Consider the following 23,524-nt stretch of genomic DNA (forward strand, 5'->3'; position numbering starts at 1 on the left):
CGGCGAGCCGGTGCGGACAGGTCGCGGTCAGCGGAAGCGGGCCTCGCGGACGCTGTTGCCGCCGTCCACCACAAGCATCTGCCCGGTGATGTACGAGGCGGCCGGCGAGCAGAGGAAGCTGATCGCCGCGGCGACCTCGTCCGGCGTGCCCGGTCGCCCGACCGGGGTGCCGAGCCCCTGCTTGATCTCGGCCATCGTGGACGCCGCGGTGTAGATGGTGCCGGGAGCCACCGCGTTGACTGTCACGCCGTCGGCGATCATCTCCATGGCCAGGGCCCGGGTCAGCCCGACGACCCCGGCCTTCGCTGCCGCGTACGCGGCTTCGGTGGGCAGGGCGTTGACCGGGCCGGCCGTGGCCGCCAGGTTGACGATCCGACCCCAGCCCCGCTCGGCCATCCCGCCGATGAACGCCCGGCTGCACAGGAACGCGGTGGAGAGGTTGCGGTCGATCTCACCGCGCCACTCGTCGTAGGTCAGCTGCGCTACCGGCCGCAGCACCCCCTGACTGGCCCGACTGGCCAGGCCGGCATTGTTGACCAGTACCTCGACGTCGCCCAACTGCTCGGCGACCGCATCGGCCAGCGCGCCGACCTCGGACTCGTCGGTCAGGTCCGCGACGAAGCCGGTCACCCCCAGCTCGGTCGCCCGCTCGTGGATGCGTCGGGTGGTGGAGACGATGGCCACCCGTGCGCCCAGGTCGGCGAGCCGCCGGGCGGTGGCGTACCCGATGCCGTCCGGGCTGCCCGCCCCGGTGACCAGGGCGACCCGCCCGTCGAGGCGCATGGTGACCGGGTCGGCGAGCGCGACCGGCTCGTCGGGGCCGGGGCTGCCCGCCGGGGCGACCGTCCGGGCGCGTCGGGCCGCACCCGGGCGGCTGACGTCCCGTCGGGGTCGACTGCCGGAGCGGTCCGCGGCGCGCGCGTCGTATGCCATGCCAGGGATCCTGCCCGTTACGACCGGCCCGAGCAACGCGGCACCCGGAAGCGGGGGCGTCGGGTTTGCGCGGCGCTGGCTACCCTGTCTCCGCACCCCGACCTGACGGAGAGTTCGCATGACCAATCCCCCGCCGCCCGGCAACTGGACCGATCCGACCTGGTCGGCCCAGCCGTCGAGCCCGGCACCCGACCCGACCGTGGTGGCCGGTCAGCCGGTGCCCCCGCAACCTGGACCGGTAGACCCGTACGCCCCGGTCGACCCGTACGCCGGCGCGCAGGCGCCAGCGACCCAGCCGATGCCCGGCTACGCCCCGGCCGGCTACCCGCCGCCCGGCTACCCCCCGCAGTACCCCGGCTACGGCTACCCGCAGCCACCGAAGACCAACGGGATGGCCGTCGCGGCGTTCGTGCTGGCCCTGATCGGCTTCACGTCCTGCATCACCGCGCCGGTGGGCGCGATCCTCGGGCACGTCGCGCAGAAGCAGATCCGGCTCAGCGGCGAGGGCGGTGCGGGGATGGCGAAGGCCGCCATCATCATCGGCTGGATTCTCACCGGGTTCCTGGTGCTGGTGATCCTCTTCTACGTCGGCGCGATCATCTACGCGATCGCGACGAGCAACGACAGCAGCAGCTACTGACCGGCGGGCGGGCTCGCGTACCGCCGATTGTCGAGCCGGATCAACAGCCGGCGGCTGTCGTCCCGGCCCGGCCGGTCACTCCGCCGGTGGGGTGAACGACGAGGTACGGCTCATCCCGGCGGCCCGGCCCTTGGCGGCGACCACCAGCGCCATCTTGCGGGACGCTTCGTCGATCATCTCGTCGCCGAGCATCACCGCGCCGAGCCGGCCGCCGGCCTCCGAGGTGTAGTGCGCGTACGCGTCGAGGATCAGCTCGGCGTGGTCGTAGTCGTCCTGCGCCGGCTGGTAGACCTCGTTGGCGGCGTCGATCTGGCCCGGGTGCAGCACCCACTTGCCGTCGAAGCCCAGCGCGGCCGAGCGCTTGGCCACCTCACGGAACCCGTCGACGTCGCGGATCTGCAGGAAGGGACCGTCGATGGCCTGCTTGTCGTGCATGCGCGCGGCCATCAGGATCCGCATCAGGATGTAGTGGTACGGGTCGCCCGGGTAGTCCGGGATCAAGCCGCCGACCACCATCGACTTCATGTTGATCGACGCCATGAAGTCGGCCGGGCCGAAGATGATGGTCTCCACCCGCGGCGAGGCGGCGGCGATCGCGTCCACGTTGACCAGACCGGCGGCGTTCTCGATCTGCGCCTCGATGCCGATCCGGCCGACCTCCAGGCCGATCGTCTTCTCGATCTGGGTGAGCGTCAGGTCCAGCCACTGCACCTGGGCGGCGGTCTGCACCTTCGGCAACATGATGCAGTCCAGGTTGGCGCCGGCGCCCTCGACGACCTCGATGACGTCCCGGTAGGTCCACGGGGTGGTCAGGTCGTTGACCCGGACCACCCGGGTCTTGCCGGCCCAGTCGCCCTCGTTGAGGACGGCCACGATGTTCTTGCGCGCGTCCGGCTTGGCCAGCGGGGCGACGGCGTCCTCGAGGTCGAGGAAGACCTGGTCGGCCGGGAGTCCCTGGGCCTTGCCGAGCATCTTGACGCTGGAACCCGGCACGGCGAGGCAGGACCTGCGGGGGCGACCGACTGCGGCCATGGATGCGCTCCTTCCAGCGTCCGGCGGGCACGCCGACGCCACCTGACGACAGATCCGAGAACTTAACGATCCCAAAGGGCGTTGTGACGCCACGGTAACCTCGCGCCATGACCGGGGTGAATGGACCTGTGGAAGATCTCACTGGGCGCCGACTGGTGGTGGTGACCGGGGCCAGCTCCGGCATCGGGCTGGCCGCCGCCGTGCACCTGGCCTGCCGTGGCGACCAGGTGGTGCTGGTCGGGCGGGATCCGGCCCGGCTCCAGGCCGCAGCCGTTCGGGTACGGGAGAACTCCGGTGAGCGTCCAGAGCTGTTCCGGGCCGACTTCGCGATCCTCGACGACGTACGCCGACTGGCCGAGCAGCTCCGGGCCGCGTACGACCGGATCGACGTGCTCGCCAACAACGCCGGCGCGATCGCGCTGCAACCACTGCGCACCGTCGACGGCTTCGAGATGTCGATCCAGGCCAACCACCTGGCCCCGTTCCTGCTGACCAACCTGCTCGCCGACCGGGTGGGTCGGGTGGTGGTGACCGCCTCCGGCGCGCACCGCTTCGGCGCACTCGACCCGGACGACCTGAACAAGCCGCTGCGTGACTACCGGCCGATGGGCGCGTACGGCACCAGCAAGCAGGCGAACATCCTGTTCGCCGCCGAGGCGGCCCGGCGCTGGCCGGACGTTTCCGCGTACAGCTTCCACCCCGGAGTGGTCCGCACCCGGTTCGCCAACGACAGCCGGTTGGTCGCGTTCGGCATGCGCTTCATGCCGTTCCGCAGCCCGGAGAAGGGCGCCGAAACCCTGGTGTGGCTGGCCAACCAGGAGCACTCCCGGCTGATCGGCGGCGGTTACTACATCGACCGTCGGCTGCGTCGGCCGTACCGCAAGGCCACGAACCCGCACCTCGCGGCCCGGCTCTGGGAGGCCAGCGCCAAGGCGGTGGGCATCGATGACTAGCGCCGCCGGGCTGACACTCGTCGCGATCGTGGACTTCGCCGCCGGTGCCGAGACGGCCGGACGGCATTACGAGGACGCCGTGCTGGCCCTGCTCGAACGACACGGCGGCCACCTCGACCAGCGGTTGCACGGCACCGACGGCCAGACCGAGGTGCACGTGATCCGGTTCGATTCCCGGGCCGGGTACGAGTCGTTCCTCGCCGACCCGGACCGGGCGGCGCTACGTACCGCCCTCGGCGACGCCGCGCCGACCACCCGGGTCATCGAGGTGCGGGAGGGCTAGGCACGGTCCGGGCGCGCGGACGACGCCACCGTCCCCGCCAGCGGCGCAGCCCTGCCAGCACGGGCAGCGCGACAAGGGCCGCCAGGACGAACCCGGCCGCGAGCGCCCAGAACGGCAGCGGCCCGTAGTCGGGGCGGCCGGACTCGCGTACCGCACCGTCGATCGCGAGGTCGGCGGCGACCGACAGCTCGGTGATGCCCTGCGGGGTGCGGAAGAGCACCTCCGGCGTGGGCGCACCCCGGCGCAGCACCACCAGTTCCACCGCCTCCGTTCCCGGCTCCTGATAGGGCCCCCACGCGATGTCGTGCTCCTCCGGCTGGTCGACCGCGTCCGGGCCCGGCACGCCGACCAACGCGACCACCTCGTCCACCGAACGCCATCCGAGCAGTTGCACGAACGAGCGGGAGGGCAGTTGCGGAAACGCCGCGCCAGCCAGTGGTGTGCCGTCGACAGTGGACCGCACCGCCAGCGTCCAGGTGCGCCGGAAGGACGGCACCGGACAGTCGGTGCAGGTGGACCGGGCCAGGACCGCCACCGAACGGCTGTCCGGCAGCCACGACCCCGCCCCGGCCAGCCGGCCACCGGCGAGCGGCAGCTTCCGGTACGGCTCGGCGAACCGATCGGCGCCGGCGTCGGCAAGCCGGACGAGCCAGACCTCGTCGCGGACCTGGAGGGCCAACTCGCCGCCGTCGGGCGAGAGCGCGGCGGTGCGTCCGGGCGCAACCCAGGCGGTGCCGACCCGCACCCGCAGCACGTCCGCCCCGCGTTCCCGGTCGTAGACCCCCGCGTACGGGGTGTGGTAGGTGTTCGGCGGGGTGAACGTGGTCTGGTCGTCGGCGTAGACGAGACGCTTGCCGTCGGCAGCGAAGGCGAGCGGGTAGCCGCCCACGCGATCCGGGGTGTTCCGTCCGGTGGTCAGGTCGATCAGTGCCGTGCCGACTGCCGCGTACCTGCCGTCCGGGGAGAGCATCGCCTCGAAGCCGGCGACTGCCGGACCGGCATCCAGCACCCGGAAGCGGTCCGCGTCGGCGGCCACCACGCCCAGCCGGTTCTCGAACCAGTCGGTGCGCACTGCCGGACCGCCGAAGACCATCGCCGCCGCGCCCGGTGCCGACGCCCGCACCGAGGCGGTCCGCAGCGGCGGGTCGACGAGCCGGGTGGGCAGGCCAGGGGCGTCGTGCCGGGGGCCGGCGGGCAGCGGCAGGGCGACCGGGTGCAGCGCGTACCCGGTGCCCAGGAGCAGAACCAGGACGGCGAGCGCGCCGGCGACGACGGCCCGGCGACGACGGTGCCGGGTCCGCGCCGCGTCGAAGAGCCCCTCCGGTACGCGCGCGGGCGGCACGTCGTCGGCGAGGCGACGCAGCGCTTCGGAGAGCCGGGGGATCACCGGGCCACCTCCTGCGGGTCACGGCCGACAAGTTCGGCCAGTTCGGGGGCGAGCACCCGTAGCCGACCCAGGGCGTGGCGGGTCTGACTCTTCACGGTGCCGACCCGGCAACCGAGCAGTTCGGCCGTCTCGGTCTCGGTGCGGTCCTCGTAGTAGCGCAACACGAGAACCGCACGCTGCCGCACGGTGAGCCGGGCCAACGCCGCCGACAGCACCAGCCGCAGATCGGTGTCGTCACCCGGCCCGGGGCGTTCCGGCAACGCCCCGTCCAGTCGCTCCGGTGGGCGGGCCCGCCGCCAGCGCCACCAACTGGCCGCCTGGGTGCAGAGCACCCGGCGCAGGTAGGCGCGCGGGTCCGCGATCCGTTCCCACCGCACCGCGACCCGAGCCAGCGCCACCTGGACCAGGTCCTCGGCATGATGCCGGTCACCGGTCAACAGATGCGCGAGCCGGGTCAGCCCAGCGGTCTCGGCCCGGACGAAGTCGGCGAAGCCGTCCCGGGTGCGTTCCTCAGTCGTCAACGGATCGCCCTCCTCACCCGGACAGACGCCGGGCGGGCCCGCTGCGGAGGGAACCAGCATCCATGTTGTGTTCCTCGCCGACGGGGGAACGGAGCAAGCTGCTCGCTGCTCTCGGCGACTCCGCGCCGACCACCCGTGTCATCGAGGTGCAGGACGTGCCTTCTACCTTTACTTCATCATCCTCAACCCGCGAGAACAAGACTTGATCTTGGCTCAGGCGGCGGCCAGGGTGAGTCCATGAATTTCGATGCGACAGCCACCGCGCGACGGGCCCTGTGGATAGGTGGCGGGCAGTGGGCCGGCAAGTCCACGGTCGCCGTCAACCTGGCGCTGCGGCACGGGCTGACCGCGTACCTCTACGACCGGCACGACGCTCGCGGCCACGACGACCGACGCGTGGCCGACCGGATCCGACGCGGTGAGCCGCCGGCTGACCTCGACCCGGATGCCGTCTGGGTGCACACCGACCCGGCGCGGATGGCGGCCGAGACGCTGGCCGGCTTTCCCCGTCGCTTCGAATGGGTGCTCGACGACCTCAGCGCACTGGTTCCCGGGCGGCGGGTGGTGGCCGAGGGCTGGGGGCTGCGACCAGAACTGGTCGCGCCGCTCGTGGAGTCGGTGCGGCAGATGGTGGTGCTGGTGCCGACCCCCGGGTTCCGCGCCCACCAGATCACCCGGCTGCCCCGGGCCAGCGCAGCGGTAGCCGGGGTGAGCGATCCGATCATAGCGATGCGTCACCGGTGGGAACGCGACGAGTTGGTGGCGGCGGACGCGGTCGTGCAGGCCGAGCGACTGGAGGTCCGGGTGATCCGGGTCGACGGCAGCCTGGACGGCGAAGGACTGACCGACCTGGTGGCGGACCACTTCGCCGCGTACCTGTGAATCCCCCTCAGGACAGAGGCGTCGGGTCGGCGGGCAGGGCGGTGGGTGCGGCCGCACGGCGGCCGGCGCGGGCACCGCCGAGCACCACCACAGCCACCCCGACCAGCAGCAACGCCATCCCGAGCAGCGCGTACGGGCGGGGCAGCTGACCCAGCCAGGCCCACCCGAGCAGTGCCGCGCCGGGCGCCTCCAGCAGGATCAGCACGCTCACCGTGGTCGCCGGGATCTTCCGCAGGACGTAGTTGAACATCGAGTGCCCGAGCAGTTGGGCGCCGGCCACCAGGGCCAGGATGGCCAGCCAGGTACGCCCGTCGAAGCCGGTCAGCCGTACGCCGCCGACCAGGCACAGGGCCAGCAGGATCAGCGCGCAGATCCCGTAGCAGATGGTGGTGTAGGTGGTGGTGCTGATGCTGGTGCGCGCCCGCTCGCCGAAGGCGGTGTAGACGGCGGCGAACACAGCGCCGATCAGCGCCAGCACATCGCCGAGGACGGCCCGGCCGGAGACGCCCACGTCCACCCCGGTGGCGACCGCCGCGCCGCCGACCGCCACCGCGATGCCGATCCACACCACCCGGGGCAGCGGACGCCCCTGGGCGCGGGCGATCAACCCCTGCCAGACCGGCTGGGTGGCGACCAGGGCGGTGGACGTGGCGACCGTGGTGAGCTGGGCGCTCGGCACCCAGGTCGCGAAGTGCCCGGCCAACGCGACCCCGGACAGAACGCAGAACAGCCCCTCCCGCCGACCCGCTCCGACGGTCAGCCGACGGAACTCGGCGCGACGCCGGGCCAGCGCGAACGGGCTCAGCGCGGCCACCGCGAGCAGGTTGCGCCAGAACGCGATGGCCAGCGCGGGGGCGGCGGCGTACGCGATCAGCGGCGCGGACGAGGACACGGCGACCACGGCCAGCCCGACCGCGCCGGTGGTCAGCGGATCCACTGTCGGCCGGGATGAAGGTGGGGGCACGGGACGTAATCCTCACACGTATGACGGTCGGCACGGAGGGTCATCACTCCGTTACGATCACGCGGTTCCGCGCCGGCGACCCTCGACCGCCCGGAGGCGTTCCCCCATGCCCAGCTACCAGGCGGTGCTGTTCGACTTCTTCGGCACCCTGACCCGTTCGGTGCAGCGGGGTGTCGCGCACCTCGGCACCGCCGAGCTGCTCGGCTGCCACACCGACGCGCTGACCGAGGTCCTGAACCGCACCTACTACGAACGGGCCACCGGCCGGCTCGGCAACGCGGAGGCGACCCTGCGTTGGGTGTGCGCCCAGGTCGGCGTACACCCCAGTGACCATGCGGTGCGGGCGGCGGTGGCGTCCCGGCACCGGGCGGTCCGCGCGGACACCTGGCTGCGGGCCGACGCCGTGCCGGTGCTGGCGGCCCTGCGCCAGCGCGGCCTGCGCACCGGCGTGATCAGCGACTGTACGCACGAACTGCCGGCCTTCCTGCCGCAGCTCGCGGTCGCCCCACTGCTCGACGTGCGGGTCTTCTCGGTGCAGGTCGGGCGGTGCAAACCGGATCCGGCGCTCTACCTGACCGCCTGCCAGCGGCTCGGGCTCGCCCCGAGCGACTGCCTCTACGTCGGCGACGGCGGCAGCCAGGAGCTGACCGGCGCCGAGCGGGCCGGCATGACCGCCGTCCGGCTCACCGCACCGGATCTGGCCACGCACATGGTGTTCAACGCCGACCGGGACTGGCGCGGCCCGACCCTGGGCGCCCTGGGCGAGGTGCTCACCCTCGTCGGCGCCGACGCGGCGGTCGCGGGCGTCGGCGGTCGGACGGGCTGATCAACTGATCAGCGGCGGCGAACCCGATGCAGGCGGAACGGCTTACGGGTGGCCCGTACCGCCGGCGTCGCCCGGGGCGGCTCGGCCTGCGCGTCAGCCGGCAACTCCGTGCCGAACAGCGGCGTACCGGCCGGGGCGAGCCGGTTCACCGCGCATCCGTCGGCGGCCCACCGGGCCACCAGGTCGGCGGTCGGGCCGGGCGCGTTGAGGCGCTTCGCCGCCACCAGCGGCGCGGTGACGTCCCACGCCTCGGTGCCCGGCTGGACCCGGGTCACCCGGGCCGGCCAGGTGACGATCCGGCCGCCGTGGTCGCCGCGCAGGGTGACCTGGGCCTCGGCCGCGTCGGCCAGACCCGGTGCGGCCTGCTCGCCCGGCCCGCTGACCACCAGCAGCGCGCCCTCCAGCGGGGCGCACCAGAGCGCGAGCGCCGGCCCACCGGCAACGCTGATCCAGGCCACCGCGGCCTTCTTCATCGCCTCGTCGACAAGTGGGGTGGCCCCGGGGGCGTCGTCGTCCGTCACACCCGCATCCTCCCGCATCGGCGCCTCCGCTCAGCCCACGAACGGCGGCACGGCGATCTCGCCCCGGGCCACCGGCATCACCTGACCGGCGACCGTCGCGCCGACCGCCACCCCGTCCGCCGCGGTGACCGTGCAGGCCAACGCGGACGGGCGATTCATCTCCACGCCCTGACGGACCGCGTACTCCGAGCGCCCCTCGCCGGGCAGCAGACCACTCGCCACCAGCCAGACACCGAGGCCGAGGGCCGCCGAACCGGTAGCCGGGTCCTCCGGAACGCCCATCCCCGGCACGAAGACCCGGGCGTGCGCGGTTTGCGCGGCCGCGTCCCAGGAGAAGACGCTGACGTGCGACACCCCGTACCGCTGCGCCGCCGCCGGGTTCACCCGGGCGCGGGCCACCGACTCCGGCCGCACCGGCAGGTACGGGAACTCCAGCCCACAGCCGGCGACCCGTGGGGCCGGCCCGATGTGGTCACCGGCGGCCAGCCCGGCGATCTCCAGCAACGGCTCCGGGTCCAGCTCCGGCCCGAGGGTCGCGGCACCACCGGTCAGCGTCGCCCCGGACGCGGTCACCTCGATCGGCAGCACACCGGCCCCGCACTCCTGGGTGACCTGCCCCACACCGAACATGCCCCGCCGGCACGCGGTGACCGCCGCGCCGACGCTGGGATGCCCGGCGAACGGCAACTCCTCCACCGGAGTGAAGATCCTGGCCCGATAGGTGCTGCCGACCTGCCTCGGCGGCAGCACGAACACCGTTTCGGAGAGGTTGAACTCCAGCGCGAGCGCCTGCATCTGCTCGGTGGCCAGCGCCTCCGCGCCGAAGACCACCGCCAGCGGGTTGCCGGCGAAGGGGCGATCGGTGAAGACGTCCACGATCTCGTAGGCCACTGTCGACATGTTGATAAACACTAGGCGCTTAGGCTGGTGCCCGTGAGCACGCCGACCCGGGTCTACATCGCCCGTCTCGCCGGAGTCGCCGTCTTCGACCCGAACGGTGATCAGGTGGGCCGGGTTCGTGACGCCGTGGCACGGCTCCGGGCGACCAAGCGTCCGCCGGAGGTGGTGGGCCTCGTCGCCGAGATGCCGATGCGTCGTCGAATCTTCCTGTCCATCAACCGGATCACCTCCATCGACGCGGACGCCGTCGTGCTCGGGTCCGGCACCCTCAACCTGCGCCGGTTCGAGAAGCGCCCGAACGAGCTGCTGGTGCTCCAGGAACTGCTCGACCGGCGGGTGCAACTCGACCCGGGCGGCCAGCCCGGCGCGGTCGTGGACGTCGCGATGGAGTGCACCCGGGGCGGCGAGTGGTCGCTGACCCGGGTCGCCGTCCGCGAGCAGACCGGTCGGCTCAGCCGCCGCGGCCACCTGCACCAGGTCGAGTGGGACCGGGTGCGCGGTCTCAGCGGCATCGCCGACAACCGGGGTACGGCCAACCTGCTCGCCGTCCTGGAGGACATGCGCCCCGCCGACCTGGCCAACGCGTTGCAGGATCTGCCCGACGCGCGGCGCAACGAGGTCGCGGCCGCGCTCGACGACGAGCGGCTGGCCGACGTGCTCAGCGAGCTGCCGGAGCACGACCAGGTGGAGATCCTCGCCGGCCTCGACCGGGAGCGGGCCGCCGACGTCCTGGAGGAGATGGACCCGGACGACGCCGCGGACCTGCTCAACGAGCTGCCCCCACCGGAGCAGGACGTGCTGCTGGACCTGATGGAGCCGGACGAGGCCGACCCGGTACGCCAGTTGCTGAAATACACCCCGGGCACGGCGGGCAGTGTGATGACCTCGGAGCCGGTCATCCTGCCGCCGGACGCCACAGTCGCCGAGGCGCTGGCCCGGATCCGGGAGCCGCAGCTCTCCCCCGCCGTCGCCGCGCAGGTCTTCGTGACCCGGGCGCCGCAGAACACGCCGACCGGCCGCTACCTGGGCATGGTGCACTTTCAGGCGCTGCTGCGTGAACCCCCGGCCGACCTGCTGGGCAAGGTGGTGGTCAACGACATCGACCCGCTGCGCCCCACCACGCCACTGCCGGAGATCACCCGCCGGATGGCCACCTACGACCTGGTCGCCATGCCGGTGATCGACCGGAACAACCGGCTGGTCGGCGCGGTGACGGTGGACGACGTGCTGGACCACTCGCTCCCCCGGGACTGGCGGGACCGCGACGCCCTGGCCGCCCCGGGCGGCACCGACGCCGGGCTGGACGGCGCGGATGGCTGAGCAGCGGCGGACGGATCGTCTCGACCAGCCACGCGAGCCCCGGGGCGTCAAGCTGCCCCGGTTCGACGCGGAGGCATTCGGGCGGTGGTCCGAGGGCATCGCCCGGGGCATGGGCACCGCGAACTTCATCGTCATCATGACGGTGGTGATCACGGTCTGGTTCGTCTGGAACACGTTGGCCCCGGCGAACCTGCGCTTCGACCCGTACACCTTCACGTTCCTGACCCTGATGCTGTCGTTGCAGGCCAGCTACGCGGCCCCGCTGATCCTGCTGGCCCAGAACCGGCAGGCCGACCGGGACCGGGTGGCCCTTGAGGAGGACCGGCGGCGAGCCACCGCGCAGAAGGCGGACACCGAGTACCTGGCCCGGGAGATCGCGGCCCTGCGGATCGCGCTGGGCGAGGTGGCCACCCGTGACTTCCTCCGCTCCGAGCTGGCCCGGCTGGCCGAGGAGCTGGATGAGGCGGGGCAACGCCGGCAGCGGCTGGAGCGCCGCCAGCAGGAGAAGGAGAGCCGGCAGGAGCGGCGTGGCCAGCGGCCGACCGACGGTGTCGGCCTGGACGAGCCCCGCGACGACCTGGACGGCGACCTCACCCGGGACGCCCGGACGGACGGCACCGCGCCGCGCCGGTCGGAGGGCTGACCGACAGGTCATCGATTGGCTCACACCGCCCCGGGCAGCGGCGGCAACGGATGCCCCGCGACGTAGCATTGCGGGCATGTCAGCACCCGTGAGCACCGTCGAGGACGCGATCCAGGCCGCCCTGGCCACCGTCAACGACCCGGAGATCCGCCGGCCCATCACCGAGCTGGGCATGGTCCGCTCCGCCGCGATCGGTGCCAGCGGTGTCGTCCGCGTCGAACTGCTGCTCACCGTCGCCGGCTGCCCGCTGAAGGACAAGCTGCGTACGGACATCACCGCCGCCCTCGCCGCGGTGCCAGGCGTCACCGGCGTGGAGATCGACTTCGGGGTGATGACCCCCGAGCAGCGGCAGTCGTTGCAGTCGCAGCTGCGCGGTGGCGGCGCCACCGAGGAGCCGGTCATCCCGTTCGCCCAGCCCGGCTCGCGCACCCGCGTGTACGCGGTGGCCAGCGGCAAGGGCGGCGTCGGCAAGTCCAGCGTGACGGTCAACCTGGCGGCGGCGCTCGCCGCCCGGGGGCTCTCCGTCGGGGTGGTCGACGCGGACATCTACGGCCACTCGGTGCCCCGGATGCTCGGCGCGGACGGCCGACCCACCCGGGTCGAAGACATGATCATGCCGCCGCAGTCGCACGGCGTGAAGGTGATCTCCATCGGCATGTTCACGTCCGGCAACGCCGCCGTCGTGTGGCGCGGCCCGATGCTGCACCGGGCGCTCCAGCAGTTCCTGGCCGACGTCTACTGGGGCGACCTGGACGTGCTCCTGCTCGACCTGCCGCCGGGCACCGGGGACGTGGCCATCTCGCTCGCCCAGTTGCTGCCCAACTCGGAGATCCTGATCGTCACCACCCCGCAGACCGCCGCCGCCGAGGTGGCGGAGCGGGCCGGGGCGATCGCCCTGCAGACCCACCAGCGGGTGGTCGGCGTCATCGAGAACATGTCCTGGCTGGAGCTGCCGGACGGCTCCCGGATGGAGATCTTCGGCGCCGGGGGCGGTACGGCGGTGGCCGAGTCGCTGAGCCGGACCATCGGCGCGCAGGTGCCGCTGCTCGGTCAGATCCCACTGGACACCCGGGTCCGGGAGGCCGGCGACGCCGGCAACCCGGTCGTGCTGGCCGAGCCGGAATCCCCGGCCGCGCAGGCGCTCGGCACGATCGCCGACCGGCTCGCCCTGCGCCGCGAGTCACTGCTCGGCAAGCCACTCGGCCTCAAGCCCGCCGGCCGCTGACCACCTCGAACACCGTCAGCCCGTCGGCCGCTGTTGGCCGGCGGGCTGAGTCGTGTCGGTGGGCGGTCCAGCCGGGCGCTGACCGGGCGCTGACCGGCATGGTCAACTCGGGTTTCTGGAAGTCGGGGCATCCCGTGCCGGTTGACGGGCCGACTTGCTGAAAACCGAGTTGATCAAGGCAAGCGCGGGCAGCGGGACGGGACGGTCAGGTGGCGTCGTCGTAGCTGACGCGGGGGGCCGGCGCCGAGGGGGTGCTGGTGGCCGTGCCGGAGCGGGACTCGTTCGACCGCAGGTCGGCGGCGTTGGCCACGTCCTTCAGGTCGTTGTGCACGCCGCTGACGTCCGCCCGCAGGTTGTCGTAGACACCCTGCAACGGCTTGCGGATCGCCGCCTCGTCCTCCTCGCTGAGGAGGTGCTTGCGGATGAACGCCTTCGGGTGCAGGTCCTCCAGCTGGATGTCGGTGCCCAGCTCGCGGCTCAGGTCGCCGGTGGCGTTGCGGGCCATGTCGCGCAGGTTGCGCACCAACCGCAGGCCGTCGGTGATCACGGCGGGGAGCCGATCGCCGAAGATCAGCAGCGCCAGGAGCAGCAGCGCACCGATCTCCCACCAGTTCAGGTTGTCGAGCATCCCGCGGGCCTCCTCTCGGCGTCAGCAGCAAGACTACGCACGCCGGACCGCTTTCGGGCAAGGGGTGCGCCGCTGTTCACTTCGCGTCCGCGGCGAGAGTTACCGAGGTGTTCTGCGTGGCGGAGCCCCGCCGGTACTCGACGGTCACGACCGAGCCGGGCGCGTACTTGCGGACCAACGCGGTCAGGTCCGTCGGCTCGGTCATCGGCCGCCCGTTGATCTTGAGGATCACGTCGCCGACCTGCAACCCGGCGCCGTCCGCGGGGCCGGACGGCTCCACCTCGGCCAGCCGCAGGCCACCCCCGACAACCCCGGTCGGGCCGTCCGCCCGAGCGCCGATCACCGTACGTCGGGCCTTGCCGGTGCCGATGATGTCCTGGGTCACCCGCTTGGCCTGGTTGATCGGGATGGCGAAGGCGAGCCCGATGTTGCCCGCCTCCTGCCCCTCGGCGACAAGCGACTTGATGGTGGAGTTCACCCCGACCACCCGGCCCGCACCGTCGACAAGTGGGCCGCCCGAGTTGCCGTGGTTGACCGCGGCGTCGGTCTGGATGGCGGCGTAGTAGCGCACCGGGCCACCCGGCTCGCCGGCCTGCATGGTCCGGTCCAGAGCACTCACGATGCCGGCGGTGACCGTGTTGGCCAGCGACAACGGTGAGCCGATGGCGAGCACGGGGTCGCCGACCGCCAGCGCGTCGGAGTCGCCGAACTCCACCGGTCGCAGCCCCGGACGACTCACCTTGATCACTGCGATGTCCGACTCCGGGTCCTGACCGACGATGGCCGCCGGCGCGGTGCTGCCGTCGTTGAAGACCACCGAGGCCTTGCCGGTGCCGCCGGCCACCACGTGGTCATTGGTGATCACATGGCCGTCGGCGGTGGCGATGAACCCGGAGCCCTCGCTGGTCCCGCCGAGGCTGCTCACCCGCACGGTGACCACGCTGGGCAGGACCCGCTCGGCGACCCCGGCCAGCGACTCCGGTTTGCGCTGCGCCAGCGCCGGCACTTCCGCGGGCGCACCACCGAGGACCGCCGCAGCAGCGCCGCCGCGCACCGCGAACGCGTAGCCCAGCGCACCACCGAGGGTGCCGGCCAGCAGCGCGGTGATCACGGGGATGAGCAACAGGTGGCGCACTGTCGGCCGGCCCGGCGCGTCGGGGTCGGTGACCGGCTCGGGCTCGGTGCCGGGAGCCACCGCGCCGGGCACCACCACCGCGGTCGGCGCCGCCGGGTCACGCCAGGGGTCGGCGAGCGCGTCCGACCACCAGGGCGACGCGTCGGCCGAGGCAGGCCCGCTCGCGGCCGGCGCCGGCCAGCTCGGTGCCGGCCCCCCAGAAGGCACCGGCCAACTCGGTGCCGACCCGCCAGAAGGCGCCGGCCAGCCCGGTGTCGGCCCGCCGCCTGGCGAGGCGAGGGGCGTGGGGTCAGCCCCCGGCATGGTCGGCGGCCCCACCGACGGGGCTCCTGCCCCGGGCGGTCGCGCCGGAGCCGGAGTCTCACCGCCCCGGCGCCAGTCCCAGCCGTCGGTCACGTCGGTGCCTCCCAGTCCGTCCCCGGATCCCGCGCCGCGTCGCCCGGCCACGGGCCGGTCTGGTCGCGGCTGACGGGATACCGCCTCCAGGATTGCACGGATGTCCGCGGTGCAGTCAGCGGTTGCCCCGGTGATCGCTTCCGGTGGAGGCGCGGCTGCGCCCCACGACGGTCGCCTCTACGCTTCACAGTGCCAACCCGCCCCCGCACCACGCACCGCCCCCGGAGGTGCCCCATCGCCACGGTCGCCGGTTCCGGCAGTTCGACGACGCTGGCTCAGCAGTTCGCCGAGTCGTACGTCACCGAGGATCTCGTTCTGCGTACTGCCCGCAGCCTGGCCCGGGAGGTCGGCCTCGACGCGGTCACCCCCGGCGCGGGGGCGGCGCTGCGGCTGCTGGCCGCCGCCGGCAATGCCCGTGCGGTGGTGGAGATCGGCACCGGCACCGGGGTGAGCGGCGTCTGGTTGCTGCGCGGCATGCGCGCCGACGGCGTGCTCACCACCATCGACGTGGAGGTGGAGCACCAGCGGATCGCCCGGCGGATCTTCGCCGAGGCGGGCTTCGCGGCCGGGCGCACCCGGATCATCACCGGTCGGGCGCTCGACGTGCTGCCCAGGCTCGCCGACGGCGCGTACGACCTGGTCTTCGTGGACGCGGAGGCGACCGGTTTCCATGCCTGTGTGGAGGCGGCGCTGCGGCTGTTGCGTCCGGGGGGCGTGCTGGCGCTCAACGGCGTGCTGGCCAGCGACCGGATCGGCGACCCGGCCGCCCGGGACGCGGAGACGGTGACGGTTCGCGAGACGATCAAGGCGGTCCGGGAGTCGGAGCACTGGATCCCCGCGCTGCTTCCGGTCGGACACGGGCTGCTCGCCGCGGTGAAGTGCTAGGGCGTGTGTCAAAGCCCTAGTCGACGCTGGCGAGCCAGCGCAGCAACGACCGGACGCCCCAGCCGGTGGCGCCCCGGCTGACCTCGGCCTGGTCGCCGTCGGCCCAGGACGGGGCCGACATGTCCAGGTGCAGCCAGCGGTCCCGTAGGTCGCCGGTGAACTCGCGCAGGTAGAGCGCTGCCAGCACCGAACCGGCGCCCTGCGCCGGTGCGCTGTAGAGGTCGGCGATCTCGCTGCCGAGGTACTCGACGTAGTCGGTGTGCAGCGGCATCCGCCACGCCGACTCGCCGGCTGCCTCGGCCGCCGCCAGTACGCCGGCGGCCAGCTCGTCGTTCTCGCTGTACAGGGCGGCGGTGCGCTTGCCCAGCGCCACCGAGTTCGCCCCGGTGAGCGTGGCCAGGTCGATCAGCAGGTCGGGTTTGAGCTGCTGCACCGCGTACGCCAGCGCGTCGGCGAGGACCAGCCGGCCCTCGGCGTCGGAGTTGGTCGTCTCGCTGGTCGTGCCACCGTAGTGCCGGATGACGTCGCCGGGGCGGAACGCCGAGCCGCTGACCATGTTCTCGGCCAGCGGGGCCAACGTGGTGATCCGGACCGGCAGCCGCAGCGCGGCGGCGCCCAGGGTGGCGGCGACGACCGCGGCCGCGCCGGCCATGTCCTTGCGCATCAGCTTCATCGACGCCACCGGCTTGATCGAGATGCCACCGGTGTCGAAGGTGATGCCCTTGCCGATCAGCACCACGTGGGTACGCGCGTTGGCCGGGTGCCAGTCCAGTTCGACGAGCCGGGGTCCGCTGGCGGACCCCCCGCCCACGGCGAGGATCCCGCCGAAGCCCTCGCTGGTCAGCTCAGCCGGGCCACGCACCCGCAGCCGCAGGTCCGGAAGATCAGCTGCGGCGGAGGCCACCTGGTCGGCGAACCACTGCGGGGTCTTCACCGAGGAGGGGGTGTTGGTCAGGTCGCGGGCGAGATGGGTCATCGCGGCCGTGGTCCGGGCCGTGGCGACGGTGTCCTCGTACCCGGTCGGGTCGGCGAGCAGCAGGTCGACGCTGGTGAGCGCCGGTCGGTCGCCGGCCTCGGTGAGGCGGAACCGGTACGGGGCGAGCAGCAGCCCCTCGGTCAGCCCGCGAACCTCGGCCGGGGTCACCTCGGCCGGCAGCGCGATGGTGATATGCGTCTCAGCCGAGGCGGAGCGGGCCAGGGCCGCGCCGGCCGTCCGCCAGGCCGCCTCGTCGCCGTCACCGATGCCGAGCAGCAGCAGCCGGTCGGGGGTACCCCCGGGGCGCAGCTGGGTGTGGATCTCACCGGCTCGGCCGCTCAGTCGGGCCGCTGACGCCAGTGCGGCGGCCTCGTCGGCCGTGCCGTCCGGGGTCGCCACAGCGGTCGGGGCGGGCTCGGCCGAGGTGTCACCTTCCGCCGTGGAGTCGGCCGGGCGGACGGGCAGGACGAGGGCGTCGAGCCGGTCGGGCTCGGCGATCAGACGGATGGCGAGCACGCGGAACCGTACCTCCAGGAATGTGTCGCGGACCGGCGGCGAACCCACCTGCCCGCAGCGTTGAAGACCCTGAGCCACCGGCGATTCCGGTGGCTCAGGGTCCGAAGAACGTTCCGGGCGGCATGAGCCGCCCGGAGCACTCCTTACTCAGCCGGCCGCTGCCTTCAGTGCGTCACCGAGCGCGTTGGCCTCGTCGGGAGTCATCTCGACGACGAGCCGGCCACCGCCCTCCAGCGGGACCCGCATGACGATGCCCCGCCCCTCCTTGGTGACTTCCAGCGGACCGTCGCCCGTCCGCGGCTTCATCGCCGCCATGTTGTCTCCCCTCAGACCTACACCAGGGTCGGTGGGTTGCCCCACAGCCACTTCGTCACGACCACCCGCAACGGTCACGGGGGTGTCAACAAACGATTTTCCCTGATGAACACCGCCGGACCCAAACCGGAGCAGCATTGATGTAACAGCATCTAGCTTATCTTGAGAAGGCCTGTCACAATGTGCGGTCATGCAGGCACGGTCGGCACTCTTCGACCTGTACGGCGACCACCTCCGTCCGAGGGGTGGCCGGGCACCGGTTGCTGCCCTGGTCAAGCTGCTGGCGCCGCTGGGAATCGCACCGCCAGCAGTTCGCACCGCCGTGTCCCGGATGGTGCGTCAGGGCTGGCTCGAACCACTCCGGTTGGTCTCCGGACCGGGATATTCGATCACACCGAAAGCCGCCCGACGACTCGACGAGGCAGCGGCCCGGATCTACCGAACCGGCCGGGTCACCTGGGACGGCCGGTTCGATCTGCTGGTGCTGGAGGCCCCCGGCTCCCGGCGGGACCGCCAGCGGCTCGCCGCCAACCTGAGCTTCCTCGGCTACGGGACGCTGGACGAGCAGACCTGGGTCGCCACCCGCCCCGCCGAGGATGTCGACCTGCTCCTCGCCGAGACCGGCATCCGGTTCGAGCGGTTCACCGCCTCGCACTTCTCCGGCACCCCCGGCGCGATGGGCGTGGTCCGACGCGCCTGGAACCTGGCCAAGATCGGCCGCGCCTACGAGCGGTTCGTCGCGGACCAGCGCCCGCTGCTCGCCGCAGTCACCGTGCGCAGCAGCGACGAGGAGGCGTACGCGGCGCGGTTCCGGCTCGTGCACGCGTGGCGTACGTTCCTCTTCCAGGACCCGCAGCTGCCCCCGGCGCTGCTGCCCGAGCGGTGGCCCGGCACCGCCGCGGCGAGTTTCTTCGACCGGCACGCGGCCCGTCTGCGTCCGGCCGCCGACCGGTACGTCGAACAGTGCCTCGACGCCGGCAACCGCATCGTCCGACAGAAGGGTCGTTGACACGTGACCGAGCCGCTGCTGGTCGACCGGACCGACGCCGTCGTCACCCTCACGCTGAACCGGCCGAACGCCATGAACGCGCTCGACGTGGCGCTCAAGGAGGCGCTGCGGGACGCCCTGGCGGAGTTGGAGACCGACCGGTCCTGCCGCGCGGTCGTCCTGGCCGGGGCCGGCGGGTCGTTCAGCGCCGGTCAGGACCTGCGCGAGCACGTGGCCACCCTGGAGAACTCCACCAGTGACCCGTTGGGCACCGTGCGGGCGCACTACAACCCGATCGCCGCCCGGCTCGCCAACCTGCCCAAGCCGGTGATCGCCGCGGTCCGGGGGATGGCCGCCGGGGCCGGCGCGTCGCTGGCGTTCCTGGCCGACATCCGCATCGGCGGTCCGACCACCAGTTTCCTGATGGCCTTCGCCAAGGTCGGTCTCGCCGCCGACACCGGCGCCTCCTGGACGTTGCCCCGCCTGGTCGGCCACGCCAAGGCGGTGGAGCTGCTGATGCTGGCCGAGCCGGTCCGCGCCGAGGAGGCCTGCCGGTTGGGCCTGCTCAACCGGTTGACGGACGACGACGAACAGGTGTTGCCCGTCGCCCAGGAGTTGGCCGCCCGCCTGGCCGCCGGCCCGACCGTCGCGTACGGGGCGATCAAGCGGCAGCTCTCCATCGCCGATGCCGGCACCCTCGCCGACGCCCTCGCCGCCGAGGCGCAGGCCCAGTCGATCTGCGGCGCCACCGCCGACCACCGATCGGCCACCCTCGCCTTCGTCGGTAAGCAGAAACCGGTCTTCGAGGGACGCTGAACGCGATCCGGACGCCGTCCTTACCGACCTCGAACACGGGACGCCTAGCGTCGACCGGTATGAGCGATCGTGAAGCGGTGGCGCACCTGCTGCGCCGGGCCACCTTCGGGCCGACCGCCGACGAGGTGGACGCGGCCGAGCGGGCCGGGCCGGCGGCGACGGTGGACCGGCTGCTCACCCAGCCGGCGACGGACCGGGGCGCGGCGGCCACGCCGACCCCGACGCTGCCTCCCGACCCGTACGCCGAACTGACCAAGGATTCCACCCGCGAGCAGCGGCAGCAGGCCAACGCGGAGCGCCGCAAGCAACTCCAGCAGGTCACCGAGTGGTGGCTGAACCGGATGGTGGCCGCCGAGGACGGGCTGACCGAGAAGTTGCTCTTCTTCTGGCACGGGCACTGGGCCACCAGCGCGCAGAAGGTCAAGTCTGCGCGGCTGATGGTGGGCCAGTTGGCGACGCTGCGCCGGCACGGTCGTGGGCCGCTGGGCCCGCTGGTCGCCGCGATGGTGCGCGACCCCGCCCTGATCGTCTGGCTGGACGGGCAGAAGAACACCCGCAAGGCACCGAACGAGAACCTGGCCCGTGAGCTGATGGAGCTGTTCACCCTCGGCATCGGCGCCTACGGCGAGGCCGACGTGAAGGCCGGCGCGCGAGCGTTGACCGGCTGGGTGGTCGACCGGCGTACCGGGGTGGCCCGCTTCGAGCCCAAACGGCACGACCCCGGCGAGAAGAGCATCCTCGGCCAGAGCGGCCGGTTCGACGCCGAGGCGTACGCCGGGCTGCTGGCCGCCCACCCCGCCGCGGCGACCTTCGTGGCCGGGCGGCTCTGGTTCCGCTACGCCGGCGCCGACATCCCGGCACCGGACGGTCTGGCCGGCGCGGACACCCTTGCCACCCTGCGCGCGATCTTCTCCGCACCGGCCTTCGCGCAGACCCGGGGCACGCTGGTGAAACAGCCGGTGGAATGGCTGGTCGGCGCGCTGCGGCAGCTCGGCATCCAACCGTCCGCGCTGCCCGAGCAGCAACGCCGACAACTGCTGGCCGGCCTGAACGCGCTGGACCAGGTGCCGCTACGGCCACCGAGTGTGGGCGGATGGCCGGCCGGGGCCGCGTGGCTGACCACCTCGTCGTTGCAGGCCCGGCTGCGCACGGCCGGGGTGCTGGCCGCCGCCGCGGCGCCACCGGTGCTGGCCCGGCTGACCGCCGCGCCCACCGCCGGCCGCCCGGACGCGCTGGCCCGGCTGCTGGTGGTCGACGGCTGGGGCGCCCGCACCCGCGCCGCCCTCACCCCGCTGGCCGGCGAGCCCCGCAAGCTGCTCGCCGCCGGTCTGGTCAGCCCCGAATACACAGTCAGCTGAGCGGAGGAGTCGACATGGACACAGTGACCCGACGCAGGTTCCTGCTGACCAGCGGAGTGGTCGGCGCGGGCGCGCTGGCCGCCGGGGCCGGCGCGTACAGCCTGCGGGACCTGCTGGACACCACCGGGGACCGCGATCCGCAGTCCCGCACGCTGGTGCTGGTAACCCTCTACGGCGGCAATGACGGGCTCAACACCGTCATTCCGTACGGCGATCCGGCCTACCGGGCGGCCCGCCCCGAGCTGGCGTACCCGGACGGGGAGGTTCGGCGGTTGGACGACGACTTCGGCCTCAACCCGGCACTGGCCGGCCTGCATGGGCGCTGGTCCGGCGGTGGGCTGGCGATCGTGCGCGGGGTCGGCTACCCGAAGCCGGACCGCAGCCACTTCCGGTCGATGGACATCTGGCACACCGCGCAACCGGACCGGCCCGGGAACACCGGCTGGCTCGGGCGGTGGCTGGACCAGGCCGGTGGCGACCCCCGGCTGGCGGTCTCCTTCGAGCCAGCGCTGCCGCCGCTGCTGGCCGGGGCGCGGAGCGCCGGTGCGGCAGTGCCGGTGACCGACCGGAAGGCCGCCAAGGGGCTGCCCGCGGAGACACTGACCGCGTTCGCCGCCGCGGAGGCCGGCGAGTCGGCGGCCCGGGGTCGAGCCGCCGCCTGCTTCGCCGACCTGCGGTCGGTGGACGAGATGATCCGCCAGGTACGCGACTCCGCCGACCCCGACACGGCGGACCCGGACGGCGAGGAGGCCCCCGCGACGGCCACCGGTGGGGCGCGCACCCCGCTGGACGCGCAGCTCGACCTGGTCGCGCAGTGTGTCGAGGCGGGAGTGTCCACCCGGGTCTTCTCGGTGTCGCTGGGCGGCTTCGACACGCACGCCGACGAGAAGCAGTTGCAGGCCGTCCTACTGGGCCAGCTGGATCGGGCGCTGACCGGGTTCGCCGACCGGATGGGTCGCACCGAGGCGGGCCGGAAGGTGGTGGTGGCGGTCTACTCCGAGTTCGGCCGCCGGGTCCGAGCCAACGCCTCGAACGGTACCGACCACGGCACCGCCTCGGATGTGCTGCTGCTCGGCGCGGGCGTCCGTGGGGGCTGGCACGGCGCGCCGCCGAGTCTCACTGATCTCGACGACGGCGATCTGAAATACACCACCGACTTCCGGGACGTCTACGCCACGCTGCTGGAGCGGGTGCTGGACACCGACCCGGGCCCGGTCCTCGCCGACTGGCGGGGACGAGTGGACAAGTTGTTCTAGTCGTCCTCTTCCGGGTCCTGGTTGGCCTGCTCGCCCAGCACGAAGGCCTGCATGGCCAGCTCGTCACCGGACGGCGAGACGAAGGCGGGCAGCTCCCGCGGCCCCAGCTCCTGCACGTAGGACCAGAACAGCCGAACCGCCTCGGCGGGCGTGCCGGCCTCGATCGGCAGGTCGAGGCTGACCAGCCAGGTACGCCGCGCCGGAGGCGGGCCGAGTTGGTCGGCCAACGCCCGGAAGGCGGCCGGCTCCAGTGCGGTGACCGGCCCGTCGAGCGTCAGCAGGTCGGCCGGCACCGGCTCGTCGAAGGCCCGTCGGGTGTACGCGACGACGAGCGTCCCCGGCACACCCGGGGACTGCGGGTCGTCCGGATCTTCCCGGTGGCGTTGGCCCGGCGCGCTGACCCGGCCGAGGGCCACCAGCCGGGGCGGCGCGTCGACCAGCACGGCCACCTGGTCTCCCGGCCCCAGCCGGGCGACGTCGGTCAGCCCGGTCAGCTCCAGCGTGTCGTGGTGCACGAGCCGCTCGGCCTCGTACCGCTCGGCAGGCAACAGCACCGCCCAGGTGCCCACCCCGTCGGCGTTGCCGGCCGCGCCGGCCCGGTGCGCGGTCTCGGTCGTCATGTCTGCCATCTCATCACGCCGCCGCTGGGAGGGTGACGTGACAGCCGACGATGTGATCGTCGACCATTCCGGTGGCCTGCATGAGCGCGTACGCGGTTGTCGGGCCGACGAACCGGAAGCCGCGCTTCTTGAGCGCCTTGGCCATCGCCGTCGACTCCGGGGTGATCGGCGCCAGCTCGGCGAACGACGCGGGGCGAGCCGGCCGGGGCTCCGGCGCGAAGGACCAGAGCAGCGCGGACAGCCCCTCCGGCAGCTCCAGTGCGGCGCGGGCGTTGGCGATCGCCGCCTCTATCTTGGCCCGGTTGCGGACGATGCCGGCGTCGGCGAGCAGCCGGGTCACGTCGGCGTCGTCGTAGCGGGCGACGGTCGGGATGTGGAACTCGTCGAAGGCCAGCCGGAACGCCGGACGCTTACGCAGGATGGTCAGCCAGGACAACCCGGACTGGAACGCCTCCAGCGTCATCCGCTCGTAGAGCGCGTCGTCGCCGCGCAGCGGCCGCCCCCACTCGGTGTCGTGGTAGACGGCGTAGTCGGGGGTGCTCGACCCCCAGGCGCAGCGAGCCAGCCCATCGGCGCCGATCACCAGGTCAGTCACCCCGTACACG

Annotated in this window: 26 protein-coding genes; 13 read left to right on the forward strand and 13 right to left on the reverse strand. The window is 73.0% G+C overall.

Annotated elements, in window-relative coordinates; genetic code table 11:
* Window positions 1-27: 27 nt before the first annotated feature.
* Window positions 28-933 carry an SDR family NAD(P)-dependent oxidoreductase gene (locus tag ABZU52_RS07000; protein ID WP_354970145.1) on the reverse strand — a complete coding sequence of 302 codons (906 nt, stop codon included), beginning with the start codon at window positions 931-933 and terminating at the stop codon, window positions 28-30.
* Between the two features lie 118 nt (window positions 934-1,051).
* On the opposite strand from ABZU52_RS07000, the gene ABZU52_RS07005 reads away from it, so the two are divergent.
* Entirely contained in the window at window positions 1,052-1,573 is a 522-nt protein-coding gene (locus ABZU52_RS07005) for a DUF4190 domain-containing protein (protein ID WP_354970146.1), read from the forward strand.
* A gap of 75 nt (window positions 1,574-1,648) precedes the next feature.
* Here ABZU52_RS07005 and ABZU52_RS07010 read toward each other — a convergent pair whose 3' ends face one another.
* The gene (locus tag ABZU52_RS07010; protein WP_354970147.1) at window positions 1,649-2,605 is read right to left on the reverse strand and encodes a CoA ester lyase; all 957 of its coding nucleotides are present in this window, start codon (window positions 2,603-2,605) and stop codon (window positions 1,649-1,651) included.
* A gap of 128 nt (window positions 2,606-2,733) precedes the next feature.
* Between ABZU52_RS07010 and ABZU52_RS07015 the strand changes: the two genes are divergently transcribed.
* Both ABZU52_RS07015 and ABZU52_RS07020 read left to right on the forward strand, forming a co-directional pair.
* On the forward strand, window positions 2,734-3,558 hold the full coding sequence (locus tag ABZU52_RS07015) for an SDR family NAD(P)-dependent oxidoreductase (RefSeq protein WP_354970227.1): 825 nt from the start codon (window positions 2,734-2,736) through the stop codon (window positions 3,556-3,558).
* Window positions 3,551-3,841: a hypothetical protein gene (locus tag ABZU52_RS07020; RefSeq protein ID WP_354970148.1), complete on the forward strand. Its 291-nt coding sequence runs from the start codon at window positions 3,551-3,553 to the stop codon at window positions 3,839-3,841. Before ABZU52_RS07015 ends, ABZU52_RS07020 begins: the two co-directional genes overlap by 8 nt.
* On the opposite strand, the gene ABZU52_RS07025 is transcribed toward ABZU52_RS07020, so the two are convergent.
* Both ABZU52_RS07025 and ABZU52_RS07030 read right to left on the reverse strand, forming a co-directional pair.
* Window positions 3,819-5,228: a hypothetical protein gene (locus ABZU52_RS07025; protein WP_354970149.1), complete on the reverse strand. Its 1,410-nt coding sequence runs from the start codon at window positions 5,226-5,228 to the stop codon at window positions 3,819-3,821. The two genes, ABZU52_RS07020 and ABZU52_RS07025, sit on opposite strands and share 23 nt — an antisense overlap.
* Window positions 5,225-5,749, reverse strand: a complete 525-nt coding sequence (locus ABZU52_RS07030; RefSeq protein ID WP_354970150.1) for a SigE family RNA polymerase sigma factor — start codon at window positions 5,747-5,749, stop codon at window positions 5,225-5,227. The genes ABZU52_RS07025 and ABZU52_RS07030 overlap by 4 nt, the downstream gene beginning before the upstream one ends.
* 237 nt (window positions 5,750-5,986) lie before the next feature.
* On the opposite strand from ABZU52_RS07030, the gene ABZU52_RS07035 reads away from it, so the two are divergent.
* The gene (locus ABZU52_RS07035) at window positions 5,987-6,631 is read left to right on the forward strand and encodes a hypothetical protein (protein ID WP_354970151.1); all 645 of its coding nucleotides are present in this window, start codon (window positions 5,987-5,989) and stop codon (window positions 6,629-6,631) included.
* Window positions 6,632-6,638: 7 nt separating this feature from the next.
* On the opposite strand, the gene ABZU52_RS07040 is transcribed toward ABZU52_RS07035, so the two are convergent.
* The gene (locus ABZU52_RS07040) at window positions 6,639-7,595 is read right to left on the reverse strand and encodes a DMT family transporter (protein WP_354970152.1); all 957 of its coding nucleotides are present in this window, start codon (window positions 7,593-7,595) and stop codon (window positions 6,639-6,641) included.
* A 106-nt stretch (window positions 7,596-7,701) separates the two neighbouring features.
* Between ABZU52_RS07040 and ABZU52_RS07045 the strand changes: the two genes are divergently transcribed.
* Window positions 7,702-8,421 carry an HAD family hydrolase gene (locus ABZU52_RS07045; protein WP_354970153.1) on the forward strand — a complete coding sequence of 240 codons (720 nt, stop codon included), beginning with the start codon at window positions 7,702-7,704 and terminating at the stop codon, window positions 8,419-8,421.
* A gap of 8 nt (window positions 8,422-8,429) precedes the next feature.
* On the opposite strand, the gene ABZU52_RS07050 is transcribed toward ABZU52_RS07045, so the two are convergent.
* Together ABZU52_RS07050 and ABZU52_RS07055 are read right to left on the reverse strand one after the other, a co-directional pair.
* On the reverse strand, window positions 8,430-8,960 hold the full coding sequence (locus tag ABZU52_RS07050) for a hypothetical protein (RefSeq protein WP_354970154.1): 531 nt from the start codon (window positions 8,958-8,960) through the stop codon (window positions 8,430-8,432).
* A gap of 12 nt (window positions 8,961-8,972) precedes the next feature.
* On the reverse strand, window positions 8,973-9,842 hold the full coding sequence (locus tag ABZU52_RS07055) for a PhzF family phenazine biosynthesis protein (RefSeq protein WP_354970155.1): 870 nt from the start codon (window positions 9,840-9,842) through the stop codon (window positions 8,973-8,975).
* A 33-nt stretch (window positions 9,843-9,875) separates the two neighbouring features.
* On the opposite strand from ABZU52_RS07055, the gene ABZU52_RS07060 reads away from it, so the two are divergent.
* The 3 genes from ABZU52_RS07060 (at window position 9,876) to ABZU52_RS07070 (ending at window position 13,030) form a co-directional block, all read left to right on the forward strand.
* On the forward strand, window positions 9,876-11,162 hold the full coding sequence (locus tag ABZU52_RS07060; protein ID WP_354970156.1) for a CBS domain-containing protein: 1,287 nt from the start codon (window positions 9,876-9,878) through the stop codon (window positions 11,160-11,162).
* Window positions 11,155-11,805, forward strand: coding sequence for a DUF1003 domain-containing protein (locus ABZU52_RS07065; protein ID WP_354970157.1), 651 nt, complete (start codon window positions 11,155-11,157; stop codon window positions 11,803-11,805). Before ABZU52_RS07060 ends, ABZU52_RS07065 begins: the two co-directional genes overlap by 8 nt.
* Before the next feature lie 76 nt (window positions 11,806-11,881).
* The gene (locus ABZU52_RS07070; protein WP_354970158.1) at window positions 11,882-13,030 is read left to right on the forward strand and encodes an Mrp/NBP35 family ATP-binding protein; all 1,149 of its coding nucleotides are present in this window, start codon (window positions 11,882-11,884) and stop codon (window positions 13,028-13,030) included.
* A 205-nt stretch (window positions 13,031-13,235) separates the two neighbouring features.
* On the opposite strand, the gene ABZU52_RS07075 is transcribed toward ABZU52_RS07070, so the two are convergent.
* Complete coding sequence (locus ABZU52_RS07075; protein ID WP_354970159.1) at window positions 13,236-13,658, reverse strand: preprotein translocase subunit TatB; 423 nt, start codon at window positions 13,656-13,658, stop codon at window positions 13,236-13,238.
* A gap of 76 nt (window positions 13,659-13,734) precedes the next feature.
* Window positions 13,735-15,000 carry a trypsin-like peptidase domain-containing protein gene (locus ABZU52_RS07080; RefSeq protein ID WP_354970160.1) on the reverse strand — a complete coding sequence of 422 codons (1,266 nt, stop codon included), beginning with the start codon at window positions 14,998-15,000 and terminating at the stop codon, window positions 13,735-13,737.
* Window positions 15,001-15,459: 459 nt separating this feature from the next.
* Between ABZU52_RS07080 and ABZU52_RS07085 the strand changes: the two genes are divergently transcribed.
* Window positions 15,460-16,074 carry an O-methyltransferase gene (locus tag ABZU52_RS07085; RefSeq protein WP_354970228.1) on the forward strand — a complete coding sequence of 205 codons (615 nt, stop codon included), beginning with the start codon at window positions 15,460-15,462 and terminating at the stop codon, window positions 16,072-16,074.
* A gap of 16 nt (window positions 16,075-16,090) precedes the next feature.
* Here ABZU52_RS07085 and ABZU52_RS07090 read toward each other — a convergent pair whose 3' ends face one another.
* Both ABZU52_RS07090 and ABZU52_RS07095 read right to left on the reverse strand, forming a co-directional pair.
* Window positions 16,091-17,566 carry a leucyl aminopeptidase family protein gene (locus ABZU52_RS07090; protein ID WP_354970229.1) on the reverse strand — a complete coding sequence of 492 codons (1,476 nt, stop codon included), beginning with the start codon at window positions 17,564-17,566 and terminating at the stop codon, window positions 16,091-16,093.
* A gap of 147 nt (window positions 17,567-17,713) precedes the next feature.
* Complete coding sequence (locus ABZU52_RS07095) at window positions 17,714-17,881, reverse strand: DUF3117 domain-containing protein (protein ID WP_007455245.1); 168 nt, start codon at window positions 17,879-17,881, stop codon at window positions 17,714-17,716.
* Between the two features lie 190 nt (window positions 17,882-18,071).
* On the opposite strand from ABZU52_RS07095, the gene ABZU52_RS07100 reads away from it, so the two are divergent.
* From ABZU52_RS07100 to ABZU52_RS07115, 4 genes are read left to right on the forward strand one after another with little or no spacing between them, the layout of a single operon-like run.
* Complete coding sequence (locus ABZU52_RS07100) at window positions 18,072-18,890, forward strand: PaaX family transcriptional regulator C-terminal domain-containing protein (RefSeq protein ID WP_354970161.1); 819 nt, start codon at window positions 18,072-18,074, stop codon at window positions 18,888-18,890.
* A 3-nt stretch (window positions 18,891-18,893) separates the two neighbouring features.
* Window positions 18,894-19,685, forward strand: a complete 792-nt coding sequence (locus ABZU52_RS07105; RefSeq protein ID WP_354970162.1) for an enoyl-CoA hydratase-related protein — start codon at window positions 18,894-18,896, stop codon at window positions 19,683-19,685.
* A 59-nt stretch (window positions 19,686-19,744) separates the two neighbouring features.
* A complete protein-coding gene (locus ABZU52_RS07110) occupies window positions 19,745-21,043 on the forward strand; it encodes a DUF1800 domain-containing protein (RefSeq protein WP_354970163.1) in 1,299 nt (432 codons plus the stop codon).
* Between the two features lie 14 nt (window positions 21,044-21,057).
* Window positions 21,058-22,299 carry a DUF1501 domain-containing protein gene (locus ABZU52_RS07115; RefSeq protein ID WP_354970164.1) on the forward strand — a complete coding sequence of 414 codons (1,242 nt, stop codon included), beginning with the start codon at window positions 21,058-21,060 and terminating at the stop codon, window positions 22,297-22,299.
* On the opposite strand, the gene ABZU52_RS07120 is transcribed toward ABZU52_RS07115, so the two are convergent.
* Together ABZU52_RS07120 and ABZU52_RS07125 are read right to left on the reverse strand one after the other, a co-directional pair.
* Window positions 22,296-22,919, reverse strand: a complete 624-nt coding sequence (locus ABZU52_RS07120) for a hypothetical protein (RefSeq protein ID WP_354970165.1) — start codon at window positions 22,917-22,919, stop codon at window positions 22,296-22,298. The two genes, ABZU52_RS07115 and ABZU52_RS07120, sit on opposite strands and share 4 nt — an antisense overlap.
* Before the next feature lie 13 nt (window positions 22,920-22,932).
* Window positions 22,933-23,514: a DNA-3-methyladenine glycosylase I gene (locus ABZU52_RS07125; RefSeq protein ID WP_354970166.1), complete on the reverse strand. Its 582-nt coding sequence runs from the start codon at window positions 23,512-23,514 to the stop codon at window positions 22,933-22,935.
* Between the last annotated feature and the right edge of the window lie 10 nt (window positions 23,515-23,524).

The sequence above is a fragment of the Micromonospora sp. NPDC005220 genome (assembly GCF_040607895.1).
GTDB lineage: Bacteria > Actinomycetota > Actinomycetes > Mycobacteriales > Micromonosporaceae > Micromonospora.

Coding starts and splice junctions, on each gene's coding strand:
- ABZU52_RS07000 (WP_354970145.1), bottom strand. CDS start 933: ATGGCATACGACGCGCGCGCCGCGGACCGCTCCGGCAGTCGACCCCGA.
- ABZU52_RS07005 (WP_354970146.1), top strand. CDS start 1,052: ATGACCAATCCCCCGCCGCCCGGCAACTGGACCGATCCGACCTGGTCG.
- ABZU52_RS07010 (WP_354970147.1), bottom strand. CDS start 2,605: ATGGCCGCAGTCGGTCGCCCCCGCAGGTCCTGCCTCGCCGTGCCGGGT.
- ABZU52_RS07020 (WP_354970148.1), top strand. CDS start 3,551: ATGACTAGCGCCGCCGGGCTGACACTCGTCGCGATCGTGGACTTCGCC.
- ABZU52_RS07035 (WP_354970151.1), top strand. CDS start 5,987: ATGAATTTCGATGCGACAGCCACCGCGCGACGGGCCCTGTGGATAGGT.
- ABZU52_RS07045 (WP_354970153.1), top strand. CDS start 7,702: ATGCCCAGCTACCAGGCGGTGCTGTTCGACTTCTTCGGCACCCTGACC.
- ABZU52_RS07050 (WP_354970154.1), bottom strand. CDS start 8,960: ATGCGGGAGGATGCGGGTGTGACGGACGACGACGCCCCCGGGGCCACC.
- ABZU52_RS07055 (WP_354970155.1), bottom strand. CDS start 9,842: ATGTCGACAGTGGCCTACGAGATCGTGGACGTCTTCACCGATCGCCCC.
- ABZU52_RS07065 (WP_354970157.1), top strand. CDS start 11,155: ATGGCTGAGCAGCGGCGGACGGATCGTCTCGACCAGCCACGCGAGCCC.
- ABZU52_RS07070 (WP_354970158.1), top strand. CDS start 11,882: ATGTCAGCACCCGTGAGCACCGTCGAGGACGCGATCCAGGCCGCCCTG.
- ABZU52_RS07075 (WP_354970159.1), bottom strand. CDS start 13,658: ATGCTCGACAACCTGAACTGGTGGGAGATCGGTGCGCTGCTGCTCCTG.
- ABZU52_RS07095 (WP_007455245.1), bottom strand. CDS start 17,881: ATGGCGGCGATGAAGCCGCGGACGGGCGACGGTCCGCTGGAAGTCACC.
- ABZU52_RS07100 (WP_354970161.1), top strand. CDS start 18,072: ATGCAGGCACGGTCGGCACTCTTCGACCTGTACGGCGACCACCTCCGT.
- ABZU52_RS07110 (WP_354970163.1), top strand. CDS start 19,745: ATGAGCGATCGTGAAGCGGTGGCGCACCTGCTGCGCCGGGCCACCTTC.
- ABZU52_RS07115 (WP_354970164.1), top strand. CDS start 21,058: ATGGACACAGTGACCCGACGCAGGTTCCTGCTGACCAGCGGAGTGGTC.
- ABZU52_RS07120 (WP_354970165.1), bottom strand. CDS start 22,919: ATGACGACCGAGACCGCGCACCGGGCCGGCGCGGCCGGCAACGCCGAC.